This is a genomic window from Nostoc sp. JL33 (assembly GCF_017114985.1).
Lineage (GTDB): Bacteria > Cyanobacteriota > Cyanobacteriia > Cyanobacteriales > Nostocaceae > Nostoc.
Window position 1 is genome coordinate 112,036 of record NZ_JABXKP010000039.1, and the last position, 20,092, is coordinate 132,127.

At 43.4% G+C, this 20,092-nt stretch carries 19 protein-coding genes and 1 pseudogene; 9 read left to right on the plus strand and 11 right to left on the minus strand.

Going from position 1 to position 20,092, the window contains the following annotated elements; translation table 11 throughout:
* Window positions 1-60: 60 nt before the first annotated feature.
* Window positions 61-1,344, minus strand: coding sequence for a carboxyl-terminal processing protease CtpC (gene ctpC / locus HWQ23_RS10500; RefSeq protein WP_292827429.1), 1,284 nt, complete (start codon window positions 1,342-1,344; stop codon window positions 61-63).
* Between the two features lies 1 nt (window position 1,345).
* On the opposite strand from ctpC, the gene HWQ23_RS10505 reads away from it, so the two are divergent.
* Window positions 1,346-1,627: a hypothetical protein gene (locus tag HWQ23_RS10505; RefSeq protein WP_292827432.1), complete on the plus strand. Its 282-nt coding sequence runs from the start codon at window positions 1,346-1,348 to the stop codon at window positions 1,625-1,627.
* A gap of 161 nt (window positions 1,628-1,788) precedes the next feature.
* On the opposite strand, the gene ispG is transcribed toward HWQ23_RS10505, so the two are convergent.
* Both ispG and HWQ23_RS10515 read right to left on the minus strand, forming a co-directional pair.
* A complete protein-coding gene (ispG, locus tag HWQ23_RS10510; protein WP_292827435.1) occupies window positions 1,789-3,015 on the minus strand; it encodes a (E)-4-hydroxy-3-methylbut-2-enyl-diphosphate synthase in 1,227 nt (408 codons plus the stop codon).
* Between the two features lie 308 nt (window positions 3,016-3,323).
* Window positions 3,324-4,658: a pentapeptide repeat-containing protein gene (locus HWQ23_RS10515; RefSeq protein WP_292827438.1), complete on the minus strand. Its 1,335-nt coding sequence runs from the start codon at window positions 4,656-4,658 to the stop codon at window positions 3,324-3,326.
* A gap of 129 nt (window positions 4,659-4,787) precedes the next feature.
* On the opposite strand from HWQ23_RS10515, the gene HWQ23_RS10520 reads away from it, so the two are divergent.
* From HWQ23_RS10520 to HWQ23_RS10530, 3 genes are all read left to right on the plus strand, one after another.
* Window positions 4,788-5,006 carry a hypothetical protein gene (locus HWQ23_RS10520; protein WP_190955524.1) on the plus strand — a complete coding sequence of 73 codons (219 nt, stop codon included), beginning with the start codon at window positions 4,788-4,790 and terminating at the stop codon, window positions 5,004-5,006.
* On the plus strand, window positions 5,006-5,287 hold the full coding sequence (locus HWQ23_RS10525) for a type II toxin-antitoxin system RelE/ParE family toxin (protein ID WP_292827445.1): 282 nt from the start codon (window positions 5,006-5,008) through the stop codon (window positions 5,285-5,287). Before HWQ23_RS10520 ends, HWQ23_RS10525 begins: the two co-directional genes overlap by 1 nt.
* 201 nt (window positions 5,288-5,488) lie before the next feature.
* On the plus strand, window positions 5,489-6,523 hold the full coding sequence (locus tag HWQ23_RS10530; RefSeq protein WP_292827448.1) for a cysteine hydrolase family protein: 1,035 nt from the start codon (window positions 5,489-5,491) through the stop codon (window positions 6,521-6,523).
* 104 nt (window positions 6,524-6,627) lie between these two features.
* Here the strand turns inward: HWQ23_RS10530 and HWQ23_RS10535 are convergent, their stop codons facing one another.
* Window positions 6,628-7,521 carry a LysM peptidoglycan-binding domain-containing M23 family metallopeptidase gene (locus HWQ23_RS10535; protein WP_292827451.1) on the minus strand — a complete coding sequence of 298 codons (894 nt, stop codon included), beginning with the start codon at window positions 7,519-7,521 and terminating at the stop codon, window positions 6,628-6,630.
* Window positions 7,522-7,776: 255 nt separating this feature from the next.
* Between HWQ23_RS10535 and HWQ23_RS10540 the strand changes: the two genes are divergently transcribed.
* A complete protein-coding gene (locus tag HWQ23_RS10540; RefSeq protein ID WP_292827454.1) occupies window positions 7,777-8,985 on the plus strand; it encodes an HhoA/HhoB/HtrA family serine endopeptidase in 1,209 nt (402 codons plus the stop codon).
* Window positions 8,986-9,028: 43 nt separating this feature from the next.
* Here the strand turns inward: HWQ23_RS10540 and HWQ23_RS10545 are convergent, their stop codons facing one another.
* The 3 genes from HWQ23_RS10545 to ispD form a co-directional block, all read right to left on the minus strand.
* The gene (locus tag HWQ23_RS10545; RefSeq protein ID WP_292827457.1) at window positions 9,029-9,376 is read right to left on the minus strand and encodes a DUF760 domain-containing protein; all 348 of its coding nucleotides are present in this window, start codon (window positions 9,374-9,376) and stop codon (window positions 9,029-9,031) included.
* Window positions 9,377-9,674: 298 nt separating this feature from the next.
* Entirely contained in the window at window positions 9,675-10,217 is a 543-nt protein-coding gene (scpB, locus tag HWQ23_RS10550; RefSeq protein ID WP_292827460.1) for an SMC-Scp complex subunit ScpB, read from the minus strand.
* A gap of 159 nt (window positions 10,218-10,376) precedes the next feature.
* Window positions 10,377-11,060: a 2-C-methyl-D-erythritol 4-phosphate cytidylyltransferase gene (gene ispD, locus HWQ23_RS10555; protein ID WP_292827463.1), complete on the minus strand. Its 684-nt coding sequence runs from the start codon at window positions 11,058-11,060 to the stop codon at window positions 10,377-10,379.
* A 69-nt stretch (window positions 11,061-11,129) separates the two neighbouring features.
* Between ispD and HWQ23_RS10560 the strand changes: the two genes are divergently transcribed.
* Entirely contained in the window at window positions 11,130-12,086 is a 957-nt protein-coding gene (locus HWQ23_RS10560) for a glycosyltransferase family 9 protein (RefSeq protein WP_292827466.1), read from the plus strand.
* A gap of 313 nt (window positions 12,087-12,399) precedes the next feature.
* Here HWQ23_RS10560 and HWQ23_RS10565 read toward each other — a convergent pair whose 3' ends face one another.
* Window positions 12,400-12,870, minus strand: a complete 471-nt coding sequence (locus tag HWQ23_RS10565; RefSeq protein WP_292827630.1) for a CRR6 family NdhI maturation factor — start codon at window positions 12,868-12,870, stop codon at window positions 12,400-12,402.
* A 671-nt stretch (window positions 12,871-13,541) separates the two neighbouring features.
* Here HWQ23_RS10565 and HWQ23_RS10570 point away from each other — a divergent pair.
* A complete protein-coding gene (locus HWQ23_RS10570; RefSeq protein WP_292827469.1) occupies window positions 13,542-13,988 on the plus strand; it encodes a Fur family transcriptional regulator in 447 nt (148 codons plus the stop codon).
* 199 nt (window positions 13,989-14,187) lie between these two features.
* Here the strand turns inward: HWQ23_RS10570 and HWQ23_RS33650 are convergent.
* A pseudogene (locus HWQ23_RS33650) lies at window positions 14,188-15,255 on the minus strand (pentapeptide repeat-containing protein); the annotation flags it as partial.
* A gap of 143 nt (window positions 15,256-15,398) precedes the next feature.
* Between HWQ23_RS33650 and HWQ23_RS10580 the strand changes: the two are divergent.
* Window positions 15,399-17,174, plus strand: a complete 1,776-nt coding sequence (locus HWQ23_RS10580; RefSeq protein WP_292827633.1) for a DUF3685 domain-containing protein — start codon at window positions 15,399-15,401, stop codon at window positions 17,172-17,174.
* Window positions 17,175-17,427: 253 nt separating this feature from the next.
* The gene (locus tag HWQ23_RS10585) at window positions 17,428-18,144 is read left to right on the plus strand and encodes a diacylglycerol/polyprenol kinase family protein (RefSeq protein ID WP_292827472.1); all 717 of its coding nucleotides are present in this window, start codon (window positions 17,428-17,430) and stop codon (window positions 18,142-18,144) included.
* Window positions 18,145-18,298: 154 nt separating this feature from the next.
* Here the strand turns inward: HWQ23_RS10585 and HWQ23_RS10590 are convergent, their stop codons facing one another.
* Together HWQ23_RS10590 and HWQ23_RS10595 are read right to left on the minus strand one after the other, a co-directional pair.
* Window positions 18,299-18,544, minus strand: a complete 246-nt coding sequence (locus HWQ23_RS10590; protein WP_292827475.1) for a hypothetical protein — start codon at window positions 18,542-18,544, stop codon at window positions 18,299-18,301.
* Between the two features lie 28 nt (window positions 18,545-18,572).
* The gene (locus tag HWQ23_RS10595) at window positions 18,573-20,027 is read right to left on the minus strand and encodes a dihydrolipoyl dehydrogenase family protein (protein WP_292827478.1); all 1,455 of its coding nucleotides are present in this window, start codon (window positions 20,025-20,027) and stop codon (window positions 18,573-18,575) included.
* Between the last annotated feature and the right edge of the window lie 65 nt (window positions 20,028-20,092).

Genomic DNA, 20,092 nt, shown 5'->3' on the forward strand with positions numbered 1-20,092 from the left:
CCAATAATGGTTTTTATTCCTAACTCCTCACTATTCACTCCTAACTTTATTCCTAACTCTTCATTTTTCTGCTGTGGGCGTGCGTTTAGCAGTAATTTCTTTACCTATGACTTCCACTGCTTTAGCGAATTGTGGGTCTGCTAGGGTAGCGAGTTTTTCACGTTCATGGAGCCACAACTCCTCCATCTGCGCTTTGGTCAAATCCACCTTTACATCTGGATCAATGCCTTTATGATTGATATCTCTACCGCTAGGGGTATAGTAATGAGCAATTGTCACCGCCAATCCTGAACCATCTTCCAGGGGACGCACCGATTGCACCAGTCCCTTACCAAAGGTTTGAGTACCAACCAAAGTAGCACGCTTATTATCCTGCAAGGCCCCTGAGAGGATTTCACTTGCACTGGCTGAACCTTTATCTACCAGCACCACCAACGGTTTAGTTGTCAAGGCTCGTCCATTTGCCTCTTCCTTTTCTGCCTCTCCTTGGCGTTCAACTGTGGAGACAATCTTACCTTTATTTATCCACATCCGGGCAATATCCACACTGGAGAAGAGTAAGCCGCCTGGATTACCACGCAGATCCAGAATATATCCAGCTACGCGTTTGGTTTCTAAATTTTTGATAGCGGTTTGCATTTCTTTACCAGCATTGGCGCTGAACTGGTTCAAGCGAATGTACCCAAGATTCCCTGCTGGAGTTTGTTTCTGGGAAAACTTAACTGGATGGATTTCAATCCGCGCCCGTTTGATGACAAACTCTTTTCTCTGAGCGTCGCGCGCAATTGTCAGGCTGACTTGCGTTCCTGCTTCACCCCTAATCAAGGATACTGCCTGATTGCTATCCATCCCCTTAGTATCTTTGCCGTCGATTTTGATGATGACATCTTTCGCCAAAAGACCAGCTTTAAAGGCTGGTGTATCTTCGATTGGCGCAATTACAACCAGTTGCTTCGTTTTTTCATCCTGACCAATCGTGATCCCAATTCCTATTAGTTCTCCAGAGGTGTCCACTTGCATATTTTTAAATTCCTCTGGGTCCATAAACCGGGTGTATGGGTCTTGTAGCTTTTTAAGCATTTCCCGAATGGACTTATACGCTTCCTGCGGATTACTGTAGGACTTGCTCAAGTACTCTTTACGAACAGCCCGCCAATCTAGCTGATTAAAAGTACCGTCTACATATTGGCGGTCAATAGTTTGCCAAACTTCATCTACCAATGCTTTGGGACTTGCTTTAAATAAAGCCTGACCTCGCGAGTGAATGCCAAGGCTAGTAACAGCGATCGTGGAGAGTGTCACTGCCGTAGCACCCAAAACAAGCCTACTTTTTGTAATCACCATAATGACAGCTGCGTCAGAGGGAAAATATATATTTCAGTATGCTCAATCTAACACAGGCTACCACTGTACAGACCGAATATGTATTCCTAATTTCAACAAAATACTTGACAATCTGGCGAACTGGGGAGTGGGGAGTGGGGAGTGGGGCATGGGGCATGGGGCATTGGGCAATTCAATGCAAGGATTTTGGATTGACGATAGCGCCACGGAGAGCGAGTCCGCGTACTCCTGCGGAGGACAAGCTACGCGCAGCGTCTGTCTGCGACACGCTGCGCGAACGTAGAGAGCGTCTTTTGGATTAAATTTCAATTCTTTAATCTAAAATCTAAAATCTAAAATTCTTACACCCTCATCTCCCACCCTGCGGGAAGCTAAAGCTACATCCCCCTCATCCCCCTCATCCCCTACTCCCTACTCCCTATACTCCCCACTCCCCTAGTCCCTTTATGGTTCTACCCAGCGTCCATCTGCCTTAATCAGGTTAATTAATTCCTCTACACCTTTATCTTCTAGGACTTTTTTAATTTCCTCTCGGCCACGATACAAAGAAATGTAACCAGGTGTTTTGCCAACATAACCATAGTCGGCATCCGCCATTTCTCCGGGGCCATTGACAATACAACCCATAACTGCTATATCAAGACCTGTTAAGTGTTTAGTGGCATCCCGGACTTTGTGCAGCACTTCCTCTAGGTTAAACAAAGTGCGTCCACAGGAAGGACAAGCGACGTATTCCACCATCGTTTTTCGCAATCCCAAAGCTTGGAGAATGCTGTAACAGACGGGAATTTCTTTTTCTGGTGCTTCTGTAAGTGACACGCGAATTGTATCGCCAATGCCATCAGCAAGTAAGGTTGCAATACCAGCTGTGGATTTAATTCGCCCGTATTCGCCATCACCGGCTTCCGTAACGCCTAAGTGTAGCGGATAATCCATACCTAGGTCATCCATGCGCTTGGCTATCAGGCGATAGGCGGCTAGCATCACTGGTACTCGTGAGGCTTTCATGGAAATAACCAAGTTGCGGAAATCCAACGATTCACAGATACGAATGAATTCTATAGCAGATTCCACCATTCCTTCTGGGGTGTCACCGTAGGTAAATAGCATTCTTTCAGCGAGGGAACCGTGATTTACCCCAATTCGCATCGATTTTCCTTGGTCGCGCAAAGAAACTACTAGAGGTTCTAGGGTTTCGCGGATTTTATCGCCAATTTCGTCAAATTCGGTTTTAGTATACTCAGTTCGATTGATGTTTGGCTTTTCAAACACATACAATCCCGGATTAATCCGCACTTTTTCTATGTGCTTGGCGACTTCCACAGCGATTTTCAGCCCATTGTGATGGACATCAGCCACAATTGGCACGTCTTGGTAAGTTTTTATTAATTTTTGTTTAATTTCTGCTAAAGCTTTAGCATGAGCCATACTCGGCACTGTGACGCGGACTATTTCGCAGCCAATTTCGTGCAGACGACGAATACCAGCCACGGAACCATCAATATCAAGAGTGTCTTCGTTAATCATTGACTGCACCACAACGGGGTAGCCGCCCCCAATGGTGACATTTCCCACCTTTACAGGACGGGTTTTACGCCGCTTGATAGTTGTATCAAAGGTGGGTTGATCTACTGTGGTGTTAGAAGTTGTAAGAGTCGGTAGAGTTTGCATAACCCTATCAGGTAAATTTGCTGTAGCTAAAATATCAGGTTTGATAAGTCTCTGTCTCTCAGATTGCCACAGCTAGAGCTTTTTTGGGCGATTAGATAGAAAAAAAAGCAAAATAACACAAGCAAAGAAATAAAGAGCTATTTAGAGGTTTTGCTCATTTTTAATGATATATTGCTTAAAAATCCTTTTAACTGAGTAGTGGAAGTAGCGATCGCACAGGAAAGCTTAACAAAGCGATCGCCTTACTACTGAGTCATAAATACTACTAAATTCATCGTAATTCTATGACCCAACCTGCAAGAATTTAACTATAAATTATCATTCTTTATACTACCATCAGGCATGATTGTATTGTAAAAAATAGCAGCCTCAAGTTTTGTATCTTTCAAATCTGCTTGTTCAAGATTGGCGTAACTGAGATTAGCTTGTTGTAAATTAGCGTTTTTTAAAGAAGTCTTCTTCAAGTTAGCATTGCTTAGATTAGCACCAATTAGATTAGCATTATTAAGATTGCGACCTCTCAAGTTGATACTGCTTAGGTCACAGTCCTGTAGATCCAAACCCATTAAACTATGCTTAGAGTTTGATAAATCGGCACCAGCACCAATGTAGGTTGCGTTAGTTAAATCAATTTCAGGTGGAAAAATTGTCTTTGAACTGTAAAGAGTATAAAACAAACTAGTACCCCTAAGTTCAGCGCCACTAAGATTTGCACTAATCAGGTCAGCACCACTTAGATTAGCATTTCTCAGATCAGCAGCAGTAAGGTTTGCACTTCTGAGTCTGGTATCAGACAATTTCGCACTATTCAAGTTAGCACCAGTCAAGTTAGCACCAATGAGATTGGCATATTCTAAGTTGGCATCACTCAGGTTTGCATAACTCAAATCAGCACCACTCAAGTCTGAGTATTCTAGACATACATTACTTAAGTTGGCACTGCTCAAATTGACACCAGGAGCAATGAAGTATGCTTGAGAAAGTTGTTCAATATCAGTAGGTAAATCTGGATCTGTATAGAGAGTATTTTTTAGGATAGTACCACTAAGATTTGCTCCAACTAAAAGAGTACCAATTAAGTTTGCATAACTTAAGTCAGCATTTGTGAGGTCAACATTCCTCAAATCGATACCCCTCAGATCGGCATACTGTAAATTGGCATTACTCAAATTGACATTTATTAATTTAAAATAATAATTATGATTTAGGTCAATACGGCTTAAATTAGCTCCACTCAAGTTGGAGTTTATCAGTTCACCATGCGTTAGCCTAGCGTGTCTTAGATCAGCGTCACTCAGGTTGACATTGCTCCCACCATTTATCTCTGATGCTCCTTGTAAGTTGGCACGACTTAGATTAGTATTGCTCAGTTCTGCACCATCTAATTGAGCAAGATACAAATTAGCATCACTCAGATTGGTATCACTCAGATTGGCATAACTTAGATCGGCACGACTTAGATCGGCTTGATGCAAATTAGTGCTTTGAAGGTTAGCATCACCAAGGTTAGCATAACTGATGTTAGCTCTACTTAGATTCGCATTTGTCAAGTCAATTTCATAGAGATTAGCACGACTAAGGTCAACTCCTGAAAAGTCTCTCTCACCTGCGGCATAGCGTTTGAGTAATTCATCTCGGTTCATAAGAGCGATAACTTCGTTAGGCTTCGCTAACGCTAAATTTATACTTTCATAATACAAATATACTATTGAGTAAACAGATTACACACACCACGAGCTAAATTAGACTTATCACCAAATTTTTTGACGCCCATGCTAGAAAAAACATCTACATTCCAGAAAGCCATAGAAGCGGTAGAAGCATTAGATCCAGAAGCTCAGGCTATTCTTGTAGATATTATCCAAAAGCGCCTCAAGCAACAGCGACGGGATGACCTATTAAAGGCGGTTGCAGAAGCTCGTGAAGCCTATGCTAAAGGGGAAGTACGTAGTGGAACTGTTGCTGATTTAATGGCGGAGTTAGATGATTGATGCAGCTGCTATGGAGTGCAAGATTTATTCGAGATTTTAACCGTTTAGCCCGTCGAAATCCAGAATTACGCTCTGTAGTTGAGCAAAGATTACAACAACTTGCTGAAGATCCGTTTTACCCTAGCTTGCGTACTCATAAACTTAAAGGGGATTTATTGGGTACATGGGCTTGTTCCATAGACTACAGCAATCGTATTCTATTTGAGTTTGTTCCTCATCCCGATTCTGGGGAATTAGTAATTTCTTTGTTGACTTTAGGTTCTCATGATGATGTTTACTAAGGTAACGCTAGACTTAGGAATAAGAATTAAATAAGATACAATTTATGTCCCTGGCTTACCTCACCCTCAATCCCTCTCCGATATATTGGAGAGGGAAGCTAGATATAGGATGAAGTTTTGCATTTTATTTAATTCACGTTCTTAATAAAATTTGGGGATTGAAATTATAGGTGTTATTACAGAATAAAAGCGACTGTAATTATGAACACCCAAATAACACCCCAACTATCTATTCCTCCGCACTTTAACCCCGATCAGGTCGGCGAAGTTTGGCGCGTAGCTTACCAAGAACGTGCCGCCGAAGCTGAAATCTGGGCAAAACAACACGATATCAAACCTGCATCTTTAGATAAAACCAGCATTTGCTTACTATTAATTGATGTCCAAAACACCTTCTGCATTCCTGGATTTGAATTATTTGTAGGTGGAAAATCCGGTACTGCGGCGGTGGATGATAACGTCAAATTGTGTGATTTTATCTATCGCAACTTGGGAGTAATTACAAAAATTATACCTACTTTAGATACCCACAAAGCAACGCAAATCTTCCATCCAATTTTTTGGGTGAATGCCGCCGGAGAACATCCTACCCCAGCAGCGACTAGCATCACTGCTGGAGATATCGAACAAGGTATCTGGAAAGTTAACCCAGCAGTTGCTGATAGCGTTACTAATGGGGATTACGAATTATTAGAAAAACACGCTTATCATTACGTTAAGCAACTAAGTCAGGACGGTAAATATCCTCTCATTGTTTGGCCTTATCATTCTATGTTGGGTGGTATTGGTCATGCTTTAGTTCCATCGGTAGAAGAAGCAATATTTTTTCACGGCATTGCTCGTCAGAGTCAGACACAATTTGAAATTAAAGGGGAAAATCCCTTAACAGAAAACTATTCCATCTTGCGTCCAGAAGTGTTGGAAGATTTTGAGCAACGTCCACTTGCTCAAAAGAACACACACCTGATTAAACAACTTTTAGAATTTGATGCAGTAATTATTGGTGGTCAAGCTAAAAGTCATTGCGTCGCCTGGACAATTGACGATTTATTAACAGAAATTAAACAGGTAGATGCTACCCTTGCTCAAAAAATATATCTGCTAGAAGATTGCACTTCCCCCGTTGTTGTTCCCGGTGTTGTAGACTACACAGAACAGGCAGATGCGGCATTTGCAAGGTTTGCAGAAGCAGGAATGCACATTGTAAAATCTAGCGAATTTGGGAATTGGGCATAGGGCAATTCAATTTTGGATTTTGGATTGACGATTTTGGATTAAATTTCAATTCTTTAATCTAAAATCTAAAATCTAAAATCTAAAATTCTTACTCCCCCACTCCCTCATTTCTTCAAATAACTCTTTGGATCTTCCGCTACCCAACCCAGAGATGAGCTAGAACGCACTTCAAAATGGAGATGCGGTTGACTGGAACTTGGTTGTCCACTGGTACCTACGGTTCCCAATATGTCTCCTTTTTTCACTTGCTGACCGACAGTAACTTTGATACTCTCAAGTTGAGCATAACGGCTTTGGAGTCCGCCACTGTGGTTAATAATGACCAACTTGCCATAAGTACCTTGGTCACTGGCAAAGGCTACAGTTCCAGGTGCGATCGCAAGCACATCACTACCAACTGGTGCTAATAAGTCAACACCACTATGAAAGAAAACTTCACCTGTCGCCGGATTAATTTGCCAGCCGTAAGCTAATCCGATCGTTGCCACTTGTGCCAAGGGATATCCAGATAGGGATGCACGGTTTGGCGTATCTGTATTAGTAGGTAAAGGGGACTTAGTTATAACACCATTGGGCGACCAATTTACCCCCGGAACAAACACAATTCTGGGGTCTTGTTGGCAGCCATTTACTTCAAAAAGGCTATCAGCACGAACTTTGTATTTTGCCGCTACTTGTCGCCAAGTTTCACCGCGAGGCACTTCGACTACAACCCCATTGTAAGGAGGAATTTGAAGTACACTACCAACTGTGGCGATCGCACCATTCTGCAAAGCTGGATTCATGCCAATAATAGTTGTAGGTATGAGATTGTAGCGCTGCGCTATGCTCTCCAAAGTTTCGCCACGAACAACTTTATGGCGTTGGAAGCGAGATAAGGCTGGAGTTGGGCAACCAGCGACAGCAGCGTTGGCACTCTTCAAGTTTGGCAGTATGCTTACTAGTGCCAAGGCGCTAACTAAGCTACAGAGAAACAGTTGACGAAAGGGTAAAATCATGTATACACGTCAAGAGCGCATTAACTTTAAATTTTAAATGGGAAGAGTGGGGAGTGGGGAGTGGAGAGTGGGGAGTGGGGGAGATGAGGGAGATGTAGCTTTAGCTTCCCGCAGGGTGGGAGATGAGGAGAATAACCAATGCCCAATGCCCAATGCCCAATGCCCAATTCCTTGTAAATTGATCTGTCCACTTGCCGTTAGCTTGACTACACTTAGAAATTAGCAACTGCATTGCTGTCCTTAAGCAAAACGATTATGAAGTTATCCTTAAAGCAAGTGGCGGTTTATGTGTTTTTATTGGTGATCGGCGGTGGTGCAGGTTTGTTTGGCAGTCGCTATCTCCTGCCACAAAACCGCTCGTTCCAACAGTTAAAAAATGTAACAATGGCTTCGCCTCCAGAATCCGTAGTTCCGAATTCTCCTAACGGAGCGATTGGGGCTACTGGGGGCGATAATCTGAATTTTATTGCGACGGCAGTGCAAAAAGTTGGCCCGGCTGTGGTACGAATTAATGCCACTCGCAAAGTCGCCAATCCGATCTCTGACGCTTTGAAAAATCCCCTCTTGCGGCGATTCTTTGGAGAGGATGAGGAACCAATTCCCGAAGAACGCATTGAGCGTGGTACAGGATCGGGATTTATTTTGAGCGAAGATGGAGAATTACTCACCAATGCTCATGTGGTAGCAGATACAGATACAGTACAAGTCACCCTCAAGGATGGTCGGAGTCTAGAGGGAAAGGTGGTAGGAGTTGATTCTGTGACAGATGTGGCAGTCGTGAAAATAAAAGCAAATCATTTACCGATCGCAAAGCTGGGCAATTCGCAAAACTTAGTGCCGGGACAGTGGGCGATCGCTATTGGCAATCCTCTAGGTTTAGATAATACTGTCACTATCGGCATCATCAGCGCTACCGATCGCACCAGCACTCAAGTTGGTGTCCCAGATAAGCGAGTCAGCTTTATCCAAACTGATGCCGCAATTAACCCTGGTAATTCTGGTGGCCCCTTGTTAAACGCCCAAGGGGAAGTGATTGGTGTTAACACTGCCATCCGCGCCGATGCTCAAGGACTCGGTTTCGCCATCCCCATTGAAACCGCCGCCCGCGTCGCCAATGAACTTTTTACCAAAGGGCATGTAGAACATCCCTTCTTGGGTATTGAAATGGCAGACCTTTCTCCAATCAGAAAACAGCAGATTAATCAAGAAAATCAACTGAACATTCAGCAGGAAGCTGGGATTGTCATTAGAGGAGTTACAGACAATTCTCCAGCCAAGCAAGTAGCACTTCTTCCTGGAGACGTGATTCAAAAAGTTAACGGTAAACCTGTCAAAACCTCAGCCCAAGTACAGAAGTTGGTAGAGGCGAGCAAAGTTGGGGACATATTAGCGATCGAAGTCAACCGCAATGATAAAATTCAAACCTTCAAAGTACAATTAGGAGCTTATCCTGAAAGGAAGTAGTCAATAGTCAATAGTCCGAGAATGTTTGACTACTGACTATTGATTATTGACCATTAGACAAATGCTCTAACTGCATTCTTTGTTCCATCTGGCGCAGAAAATACCCCGTCATCATGGCCGACGCTAGAAGCCCAGCTAAGTTCTCCCGATCTGTTGTGATTTGCACGTTGAAACTTTCTGCCGGGAGCATTCCCACTAGCCCTTGGACATTTTGCGAGATGATTTGTTTAATTTCAGGGCTGGCGGACTGAGCAATCCTCGCTAAAACATCAGGAGACTGATGCTGTAGATATTTGAGTAACTGATTGGGGTATTCCTCAGAGTGGCCGGAAAGAAGTTGATTAGGGTGTTCCTCAGAGTTGTCATTCAAAAAGTCAGGATTAAACACCATTGGCAGTTTTATTTAGCTTAATTGCTAACTCTACTCTAAACCACTCTACTCTAAACCATAGTTCAAGGCTAGCGCATTCACCACGGGTATAGGCTGTCAAAAACAGAGGGCATTGGCCAAACAGGGCATTGGTGATTAGTTTATTCCCTAGACCTCTTGCAATAAAAACAGCAATGTCATTCTGTTCCCGCAGGGTACGGAACGCAGTGGAGAGAAGAATCTCACCAGATTTTTCAGTTTGCTCAATATGACAATTTAAATTTATGCAAGAGTTCTCCTATTCCCTATTCCCTATTCCCTATTCCCTACTCCCCACTCCCTTTAGTTCTAGTTCTAGTTCTAGTTGTTCTTCCTTCTGGCTGATGGAAAGTATTTGTGGGAGTTGTTCGATTTGGAAATACTGATGAAATTTCGGCGTTACTTGGAGTGAGTAGGAACGAGAATCGCTGTCTCGGCGCTTGCGGATGAAACCAAGTTCGACGAGTTCTGGAACGTGCTGATATACTCCTGAACCGCGCAGGTTAATCAAGTCACTCTGGAGTATGGGACTATTGAGGGCGATCGCTGCTAAAGTCCGCAATGCGCCTACACCCAATTCTACTGGTATGATAGTTTGCACCAAATCATGAAAGTCAGACCGGAGTTGCAAACTGTAACCGTCTGCGGTTTCTATGACCTCTAGGGCGCTATCTCGATGGGCATAGTTGTCCATTAGTTCAATTATGCCTTCTTTGACAGTGGCGCGATCGCACGCCGCATACTCGGCGATTTCGCCGAGCGACAAGGGTTTACCCTTTAAATAAAGAATTGCTTCTATCTTCGTCGCTGTGGCTGTAGTCATTTAGTCATTAGTCATTAGCAGATGACAACTAATAATCAACAAGTGTGTGGCATTATATCGTAGATTGTCAAAATATTTTTTTAAGGTATCAAATTAAAGATTGGGCATTGGCCAAACAGGGCATGGGGCATTAGGCATTGGTTATTCCCTTTGTCTGCCTCAAAAGCCTCTGCTCGTGAGAATAAATTCTGCGATCGCTAAATCTTGGGGAGTAGTCACTTTTAAATTTGTCTCCTCTCCTTCGACAATTCGGACTTTGATGCCGCACCTTTCAAATAAAGCGGCATCGTCAGTTACTTCCCAACCTTGACGGACACCTTCAGCATGGCACTGTTTCAACAACTTGACATCAAATCCTTGGGGAGTTTGTGCCGCCCATAGTTGTCGTCTGTCGGGTGTTTCTTGAATTATGCCTTGTTCATCAACAATTTTGATCGTGTCTTTGACGGGTACACCAGCAATTAAACCCGGACAGTGGCGAATGGCATCGGCACAAGAGTTAAATAAATCTGGTGTGACAAGGCATCTAGCCCCATCATGAATCAACACTTGTTCTGCGGCGACTGGTAGTGCCCGCAAGCCATTGTAAACAGATTCTTGGCGGGTGGAGCCACCTTGAATCAATTCCACTGGTTTAGTCAGCTTTAGTTCAGCGATAATTGCTTTAAAGTCAGACCAGTCAGCAGGTTGAGAAATAATCCCGATCCAACTGATTGTAGTGGCGGCTTCTGCGGCTAATAGAGTCCAAGCAATAATTGGTTGCGATCGCACCTTCAGCAGGAGTTTATTGCGGTTACTCCCCATTCTTTTTCCGATTCCGGCAGCTGGAATTAGTAAATACACAGAATTCCTCAATCTTTAAGCTATATATTTTCCCCTAAAATAGGGAGCGAGTAAGCGTCAATAAATATTATGCGAGTAGTAGCCCTTGTACCTAGCGGAATTGGCGACCAAATTCTCTTCTTTCCGACTCTAGATGACCTGAAGCGCCATTACCCTAACGCTCAGATAGATGTCGTTGTTGAACCCCGGTCAAAGGCTGCCTACCAAGTGAGCAAGTCAGTTCACGAGGTACTAGCCTTTGATTTTAAAGACCGTAACAGTCTGGCAGATTGGGGTAACTTGGTGGGCACAATTCGCGATCGCGAATACGATGTTGCCATTGCTGTTAAGCAAAATTGGTTGGTGGCTCTTTTACTCTGGTTGACGGGAATTCCTATACGCATTGGCTACCAAGGTAAAGGCTCGGCTTTTCTTACCCACGCTGTGCCGTTCAAACCATCCCAGTATGCGGCGGAACTATATCACGATTTGCTGCAACCATTGGGCATAAAAACCCCTGTCCCAGAGTTAGCAGTAAATGTGCCAAAACCAGATATTGAGTGGGCACAGAAGGAACAGAAACGCTTAGGGGTGCATGAAACAGGCTATATCTTGATTGATGGCGGTTCTGGCCAGTTATCCCAGGCTAAAGAACCGGATAAAATCTACCCTGTGGAAAAGTGGCAGCAAATTATTCAAAACTTCCAACAGAAGCAGCCGGATCTGCCTGTGGTAGTCATTAAGGGACTTGACGATGAGCAGTTTGTGCGATCTCTGGAGTCTTCTTCAGATATCAAAGTGACTGCCCCAGATGATATTGGTAAGTTAACTGCCATAATTGCCGGGGCAAATTTGATGTTATCTACTGATACTGCGGCACTACAACTGAGTGTTGCAGTCCAAACCTATACCATCGCCCTATTTGGGCCCAGCGTTCCAGCGAAGTTGTTGCCGAAAAACGATAAATTCCTGGCTATTGAATCCCCCACGGGAAAAACGGCGGATATTTCACCAAACGCAGTTTTAGAGAAAATTTGGGCTGGCTAAACCAGCACTTTGCCCCAATTTCTGCAATCAGTCTATTCGATATCCAAATGTAGTTATGCGTTTGTTGAATGACCGCAAAACCTGGACGTGACAGCTAGATTTTGCGGTTATCGAACAGAATACATGCGTCAGTCGTCAGAATACAGGAAAGGTATTCTGACCGAAAAAGCGGATGAATAATCGGCGTTTTTGCACCCCACTAAATTAAAAATTTAGTGGTCTTCAATCAGTCGGGGATTCAGACCCGCGACTGATTGATTCTGACTCCTGAATTCTGACTTCTGAATTCTGACTTCTGAATTCTTCAATCAATTTAAAATATCTCAAAAAAAGCATCTTCTAATTCATAACCCAGCATTTGGGCCATAGACTTCAGCCGCGATAGGCTGGGGATGTCCTGCTGTTTAAGCCAATCACCTAAAATAAAGATTTTGTGCATCAAAAATATTTCTAAGGCTTCGGGATTGTACTGAATGCCTTCTTGGGAACTGAACTGGTGTGGTACAAGCATCGCGGCATAACGAACAAACTCTCCAGCTTTCCAATCTAGTAGAAATGGCAACCAGGGGTATTTGGCATCTAGGCGCACAAACCACAGCCGCACCTCTGGAATTTCTGAGAGTTCCCGTGGATCGCCAGCTTGGAGATCGTAATTGATATCAAAGCGTAGCTGCTGTTCATGGGATGCAACCCCATCTTGCAGCAGTTGTTCAATCACCGTTGAGGCAGGCGACAGATCCAGATTGTTAATGAAGTCATTATTAAGTGCGATCGCAATTGTAATTGATTCAGCAGCCACTTTCTTGATGCTCAACTGTAGGATCGAGAATCTACAGTAGCAGCTTTCAGGCATTGACGCTAGATTGACTTTTAGTAGCACAAAGTCTTTTTCACAAATCAATTAGTATTTACTGATACTTTTTTGCTGATAATTTGGTCAACCTATACACAAGTCTCACCTGCTCAAATTTATTTGATACTTTTGCTTAATTTTTGCTGGCTTTAAAAAAGCTACATCTATTTGCTAGTATTCATATTAGCTGCTGGCGATGGCTGCGGCGGGCGGAGCCATCGCCGCTCACTTCACCGATTTTTACTAAAATTAAATATTACTTTTTTCATTGCTATAATTACTCACATTTAACTAAAAAATTACTACACGTTTCACATGGTATGCAATTAAAATCAGCCTACTTGGAAAAGGCAAGGCTTGCCCCAAGGTGGACATTTACAGCAATTTTAAGTTAAAGTTGTAATGAGTTTGTTTTAGATTAAGGTCTGAGAAAGTAGCCGTCAACAAGCAAAAAAAATCATTATCGGCACCTGTGACTTCCGCAGCATCAAAAGCCAAAACACAAGTACAGGTAAAAAGCGGTGTGCAATATCATTGCATATATTAAATAACCAATAAACATTTAGATGGGAAGATTCCCTCAACAGTTAAGAAGCTGTAATATGCAAAAACAAACAATTACTACAAGACCAATTCGTTCTTTAGAAGATGCGCTTGAGCGCTGTCAAATCCTGGGTATGCGCGTCAGTCGTCAGCGTCGCTTTATTCTGGAACTACTTTGGCAAGCAAATGAACATCTTTCTGCTAGAGAGATTTACGATCGCTTGAACCTACAAGGCAAAGAGATCGGTCATACCTCTGTTTATCAAAATTTAGAAGCATTATCAAGTCAAAACATCATTGAGTGTATTGAACGCTGTGATGGGCGTTTGTACGGCAATATCAGTGACTCTCACAGTCATGTCAACTGTATAGATACAAATCAAATTCTCGATGTTCATGTGGAACTGCCAGAAGATTTTATCCGCAAAATTGAAGAACAAACAGGAGTGCGGATTACTGAATACAGTATTAACTTTTTTGGCTACCGCAACCCGCAAGAAGGCTGATGAGAGTTAGGAGTCAGGAAGTAGGAGGTTTTTACAATCTGGCTTCTAGCTTCAATAGGCAATAAAACCTAATAAGCATTACTAAGCTAAAACACATCTAAGAAAGCATATTAAATTTTATCAAATTCTTGTGGGGTGGGCCGAAAAGCCCGCCTTGATCATGCAACTTAAATGCCGATTAGCTTATCACCAATGGAGTTATGTCCAAAAACTGTCTCATCATAGGCATCCAAGTAGGGTAAAATTCCTGTGCTACCTGTGCTGCCCAAAGTTGGCAAAAACTAGTTTTTCCATAACCAGGTTCCGACTCAATAACAGCGATCGTTTCTAAATCAGTTAGCTGTTGGTGCGCCCATGTCTTTAAATCAACTGGCTTAACAGCTTTTTTATCCTGCTCAGAAATACTTTCCTCTATTGGTAAGCCTTTCTGTGGCACATAGATATCCTTAAGTGCAAAGGATTCCATGAGCAAAGGCATACTCAGGTTTTTAATCAAACTTGCACGATAATGTTCTCGGTGCAAATCAATTTTCTCATCGGCTGTAGAACCAACTTCTGGGGTGATCAAACTCGGAGATAATGAAATCCCCAAACGGAAAAATTTTTGTAGTTGGGCTAAAGGTGCAGCATTCTCGGTAACGACTACCAGTAAGTTACCAGGAAGTGAGTTGACCAAACGCTGTGTTACAGAGTTTAGCTTCAGGTTCCTCTGCACCATTGGCAACTAACCAAGCTATAGCAGCATTATTTATTTGTTGCACCAGTAATGAATCTGCAACCAAAGACAGTGCTTGTTCAGCTTGAGTGTCAGTCAATTTACCTGGGCTGAGAGTTTTCAGCAATCCTTGCAGTTGCGGATCTTCGAGGCTGAGTTTACCCGCGTCTTCTTTAAGTCTGTGTGGTTGAATGGGTATACTTTTTTTGCAGGCTTGCTTCCTGCTCTAGAATTGCTTGCAAAGCCTGGAGATAGGCAATTTGAAACGCTAGCCATGTGCCTTCGTTACGTTTTAATGGTTTTTTTTGGCTGAGACTACGCAACAGGTTTTCTGTCAACTGGGAAATGACACTGATTTCTTCCCAAACAATATTTAAGGGCAGTTCTAAAACCTCTACCAAGGTACAAATATCAAAAGGCATGAGGCTTTTGACTTCCAATATCCTGAACAATACGGTAGGCAATACCTGCCAATTGCCACACTGAAAACCCTCTGATTTGATTGATTGCGATCTGGCGTTCTGCCAACCAGTTGCGAATACTCAAGTTCATTTAATTACACAGTAAAGGCTGCCTATGGCAATTATGATCGATTTATCAGCGTGCGAAAACAGGTAACAATGGGGAAGACAAAGTTTTGTATCAAAGCTGTTTTCTGATTGCTAAAAAACACTGCTTGTGTAATTGAGTGGACTATGAGCGATCGCCCGATAAAATTATTGTTAATCGACCAAGACCCGATTTTTCGTCTGGGATTACGGGTAGGTCTGGAAGCAATTCCTCACCTGGAAGCGATCGCAGTGGTAGAAACTGACACTGCTGCCTTGGAGATTTTAGCAGAAATTGCCCAAAAAGACCCTACTCAGGTAAATTTGCTGGTTTTGGAATTTGGTAATGGTCGCTCCACCACCAGTCAACAGCTAGGTATACAATTCTGTCGCCAACTCAGAGCCTTATATCCCAACCTGCCAATTTTGCTCCTCAGTTCTGTGCAAGAACAAGGACTGCTATTGGCTGCCAAATCTGTTGGCGTAAATGGCTACTGCCCCAAAGGTACACCACTTCCTGAGTTAGTCGTTGCCATGCAAGAAGTTGCAAATGGTGGTACTTATTGGTTTCAGGACACGGAAGCAATAATAACTCCCCACTCCCTGTACGGGTTTAGCAATGCTAAACCCCTACTCCCCACTCCCCACTCCCCACTCCCTTTCTATAGACTACGAAATAATTTACGTTTGTCAGGAATTACTAACATTGACGCTACCCTAGCCGCAGTAACAGCGCAATTACAAGTTCCCGGACTACCAGTACTAGATCGAGCAATTCTAGCTGGACGGCGGCGAGAACTGCTAGCGGCTCATTGGTTGCTAAATCGGTTGTTGGTTTCATCACAAGAAAGGCAAGAAGAAGATATTCCTGCTGATCAGCCGCCTTTGACTCCTCCATTGAGTAGTGCGATTCAACAAAGGCAAACTGTGCCAGCTTTACTTAGTCCAGGAGCGCTACAATCTGCCTTGTTTGCATCTTGCGTTACCAAGCTTCAATTCCCTTTAGAAAATGTTACAGATGTACCTTTAGAAATTGACATTTTTCGTGAAGATAAAAAACGGGAATTACTTTATCTGATCCTGCAAAAATTGGCTGAACAGTTGGATGAACTGCGTGCTTCTCAAATAGAGATAAATCAATTATATGAGGTAAAAATTACCCTATTACGCGATTTATGGCAAGCAGCAATTACAGATTTTTTTGGGAAATTTTCTCGGATAAGATTAGGGAATCAAAATATAGAAATTGTTAATTTATTGTTGGGAAATCTAGAAGTTGTGCAAAGAGATATTCTGAATAAAATTCCGCTAGTTTGTGAGTTGTATTCTTATCTCCTATTTCAAACAGAATTGAACATTGATAATACCTCCTATCCAGTAGTGAGCGCTGAAGCCAAGTCCCAAGCATTAATGATTTTAGAGAACTTGTTAATTCAGGTAGCGAATGGGGTAGTGCAACCAGTGCTAAATTCTTTAGCAGATTTAGAATATATTAAGCAAAATCTTTATGGGCGTCAATTTATTTCCACAAGGGAAATTGAACGATTTAGAAATGATTTGTCGTGGAAATATCGGTTTAAAAATTATATAAATGAGCCAAAAGCAGTTTTTGAAAGTCGCTATGAACTATTTGTAATTGCGCCTCGCGGCATTGCCAGTGCTTCAGTTTATGCTCCTCGAAATCAGGAGCTAGAAAAACTTTCTAATATTCCTTTAGTAGTGACATTGCTCCTAGAATTTAGTGATGCGATCGCACCGCGTTTAAAATCACTATTAGCTTTTGTAGGTAGCGGTATAGTCTTCATCCTCACTCAAGTAATTGGTCGGGGTTTAGGTTTAATTGGTCGTGGTATTCTTCAAGGTATTGGCAGCGTTTCGTTAGTAGAAAAAAACCTGAGACGAAATAGCGATCGACCGAAGTGAAGAAGCAGAGGGTAAATCACAAATGTAGGACTTACGCAAAAACCCTCTCAAACTCTCATTCCTCCGTGACCTCTGCGTCCTCTGTGGTTCGTTTTCCGTTACCTTTGCGTAAGTCCTAAAATGGTATCATGTCCGGGCAATTAAGCATAATACCCGGAACCCCACCCCGCCAAAGCTGCGCTTTAGCTCCCCTCCCCGCAGGCGGGGAGGGGTTGGGGGTGGGGTTCTACGGGTAATTTGGCGGACATGACAAATGACAAATGATTTTATCGGGCTAGCAATTTCTTATGTCTACGCTACCAGTCTGCTTGTCATTGGCGAGGGATTGCGTAAGCTGTTTGCTGTGAAGCCGGATTTGACTCGCAAGGTAATCCATATTGGTGCAGGGATGTGGGCTTTCGGCGTCCTGCTACTGTTTAGCCACTGGGAAATCGGAATTATCCCTTTTGCTACCTTTATCGGACTTAATTACTTCTTTTACCGCTACCGAATCATCGGCGCAATGGATACCCAAGATAGCTCACCTGGTACGGTTTATTTCGCGATCTCAGTGACCCTGCTGTTCGGGCTACTGTGGCGACCGGATGGGCCAGTAGATGGCGCCCCAATCGCCGTAGCTGGGATAATGGCGATGACCTGGGGTGATGCACTAGCAGCGTTAATCGGTAGACGTTTCGGGCAGCATAAATACCAAGTGGGAAATTCTGTACGTTCCTGGGAAGGTTCAGCAGCAATGTTTGTAGCGAGTACAGTGACGATTTTCTTAGTGCTGTTATTGCTACCTGGTTCGTCGCTGAGTCCCCTAGCAACGCCTTTCGGTTCAGGATGGGCATTGTTGACGGCGGTGGTAACTGCTACTTTTGCAACCCTAGCAGAGGCAGTCTCACCCCACGGCACAGATAACCTCAGCGTACCTCTAGTAGCGGCTGGGGTAGTGTGGGTAGTCTGGGTAGCAATGCAGGGGTTTTAAACCAAAATTTAATATTCCCTCGTTCCCAGTCGATAAGAGATCCCCCAACCCCCTTAAAAAGTTGGCTCTTTGAGATACCCCCCTTTTTAAGGGGGGCTAGGGGGGATCGAAGCTTCAGGTTTTGAGTGCGTAAGTTCGGAAAGTTTTAGAATTTTCAAAATTTCGAGTTCAAAGGCTCAACTTCCGAGTTCAAAGGCTCAACTTCCGAGTTCAGAAGCTCAACTTCCGAGTTCAGAAGCTCAACTTCCGAGTTCAGAAGCTCAACTTCCGAGTTCAGAAGCTCAACTTCCGAGTTCAGAAGCTCAACTTCCGAGTTCAGAAGCTCAACTTCCGAGTTCAGAGGCTCAACTTTCGAGTGCAGAGGCTCAACTTCCGAATGCAGAACTAGTAATGAATACAAGACTCACCTTGACAGCGCCACTCCCCACTCATAAATTCCAATTGCGGCGGAAATGGAAGAAGCCTTCTAAAAACTCTTGCAAGGCAATATTGCTATTTAACTTTTGCATACTCCACTGTGTTGCAGTTTGTTCCAGAATTTCTGAGAAACTGGGATAGACGGGAGATAAATTTGCTAAATCTTTGACTTTAATTTTTTGTGACATTGCCAAGGCAATCAAATTAATTAATTCTCCAGCTTCTGCCCCTAATATCGAAGCTCCTAAAATTTCCCCATTGCGTAGCACAATTAATTTACACATACCAGTGGTTTCGTCTCGAAGTTGGGCTGCTGCCAGTGTTTTAAAATACTGTCGCAAAACTAAAACTTCATCTCGACTAAATAGGCGTTTTGCCTGCACCTCTGTTAAACCCACTTGCGCTACCATCGGCACAGAAAATATCCCCCAAGGAATAGAGCGATAATTTACTCGTAACCTGGGGAAAAAAAGTGCATTGTTCAGCGCAATTTTTGCTTCATAATTAGCGATATTGGCAAATTCGTAACCACCAATTACATCACCACAAGCGTAAATAGAATGGTTAGTGGTTTGCAGTTTATCATTTACCACTAAACTACGCCGATGCCATTTCACACCTACTGCTGCCAAATTTAGAGATTCAAGATTCGGCTGTTGTCCAGTCGCCACTAAAATTTCATCTGTTTCAATCGCCTTATCTCCTGCTTGAATCCACTTTTTATCCCCAATTAGCCTCACCTGAGTTACTGGGTTTTTGGTGAGGACGCGCACACCTTCGACTTCCAACTGCGCCTGAAGCAATATGGCTATCTCAGGGTCAAGATGGGGTAGAACATAGGGATGCTTGACTACCAGCGTCACACTGCAACCAAACCGCGCTAAAGTTTGAGCGATTTCAATGCTTTGGGGAACCCCGCCGATAATTACCCAATTTTTGGGTAATGTCGTTCCCTGTAAGGATTGCCAAATATTAGAAAGGGTTAGATAGCCAGTGGCTTGCAATCCTTCAATCTCCGGCATTTCTGGACGCGAACCACTCGCCAGCAAATAGGTACGGGCGCGTAGCAGGCGATTGTTAACGGCAAAAGCCAGTTGGGGTGAAGATTGAAATTGACCACTGCCAACGATGACATCGACTCCCAGCGCGGCTAGGATGCCTGGAGAATGCTGTTCTTTGAGATTTGAGGCGACGCATTGAGCATACAGCATCGCTTCTTGCCATGCCATAGATATGTGGCATTCTTCTGAGGTATCAGTGTGTGTGGCATGAATACCAAAACCAGGGGCATCATTCAACTTCTGCGCCAGTTTACCAATTTCGGTAAGAGCATGGTGATCAGTAAACCCATAGTTTACTTTAGGTTCCACCAGGGCAACTGTAGCCCGGAGTTGGGTTGCAGCAAGGGCAGCGTAGTATCCAGCAAGACTGCCGCCAATAATTACAACATCATAGTCAATTGTCATTTGTCATTTGTCATTTGTCATTTGTCATTGGGCATGGGGCATGGGGGATTGGGCATGGGGGAGAA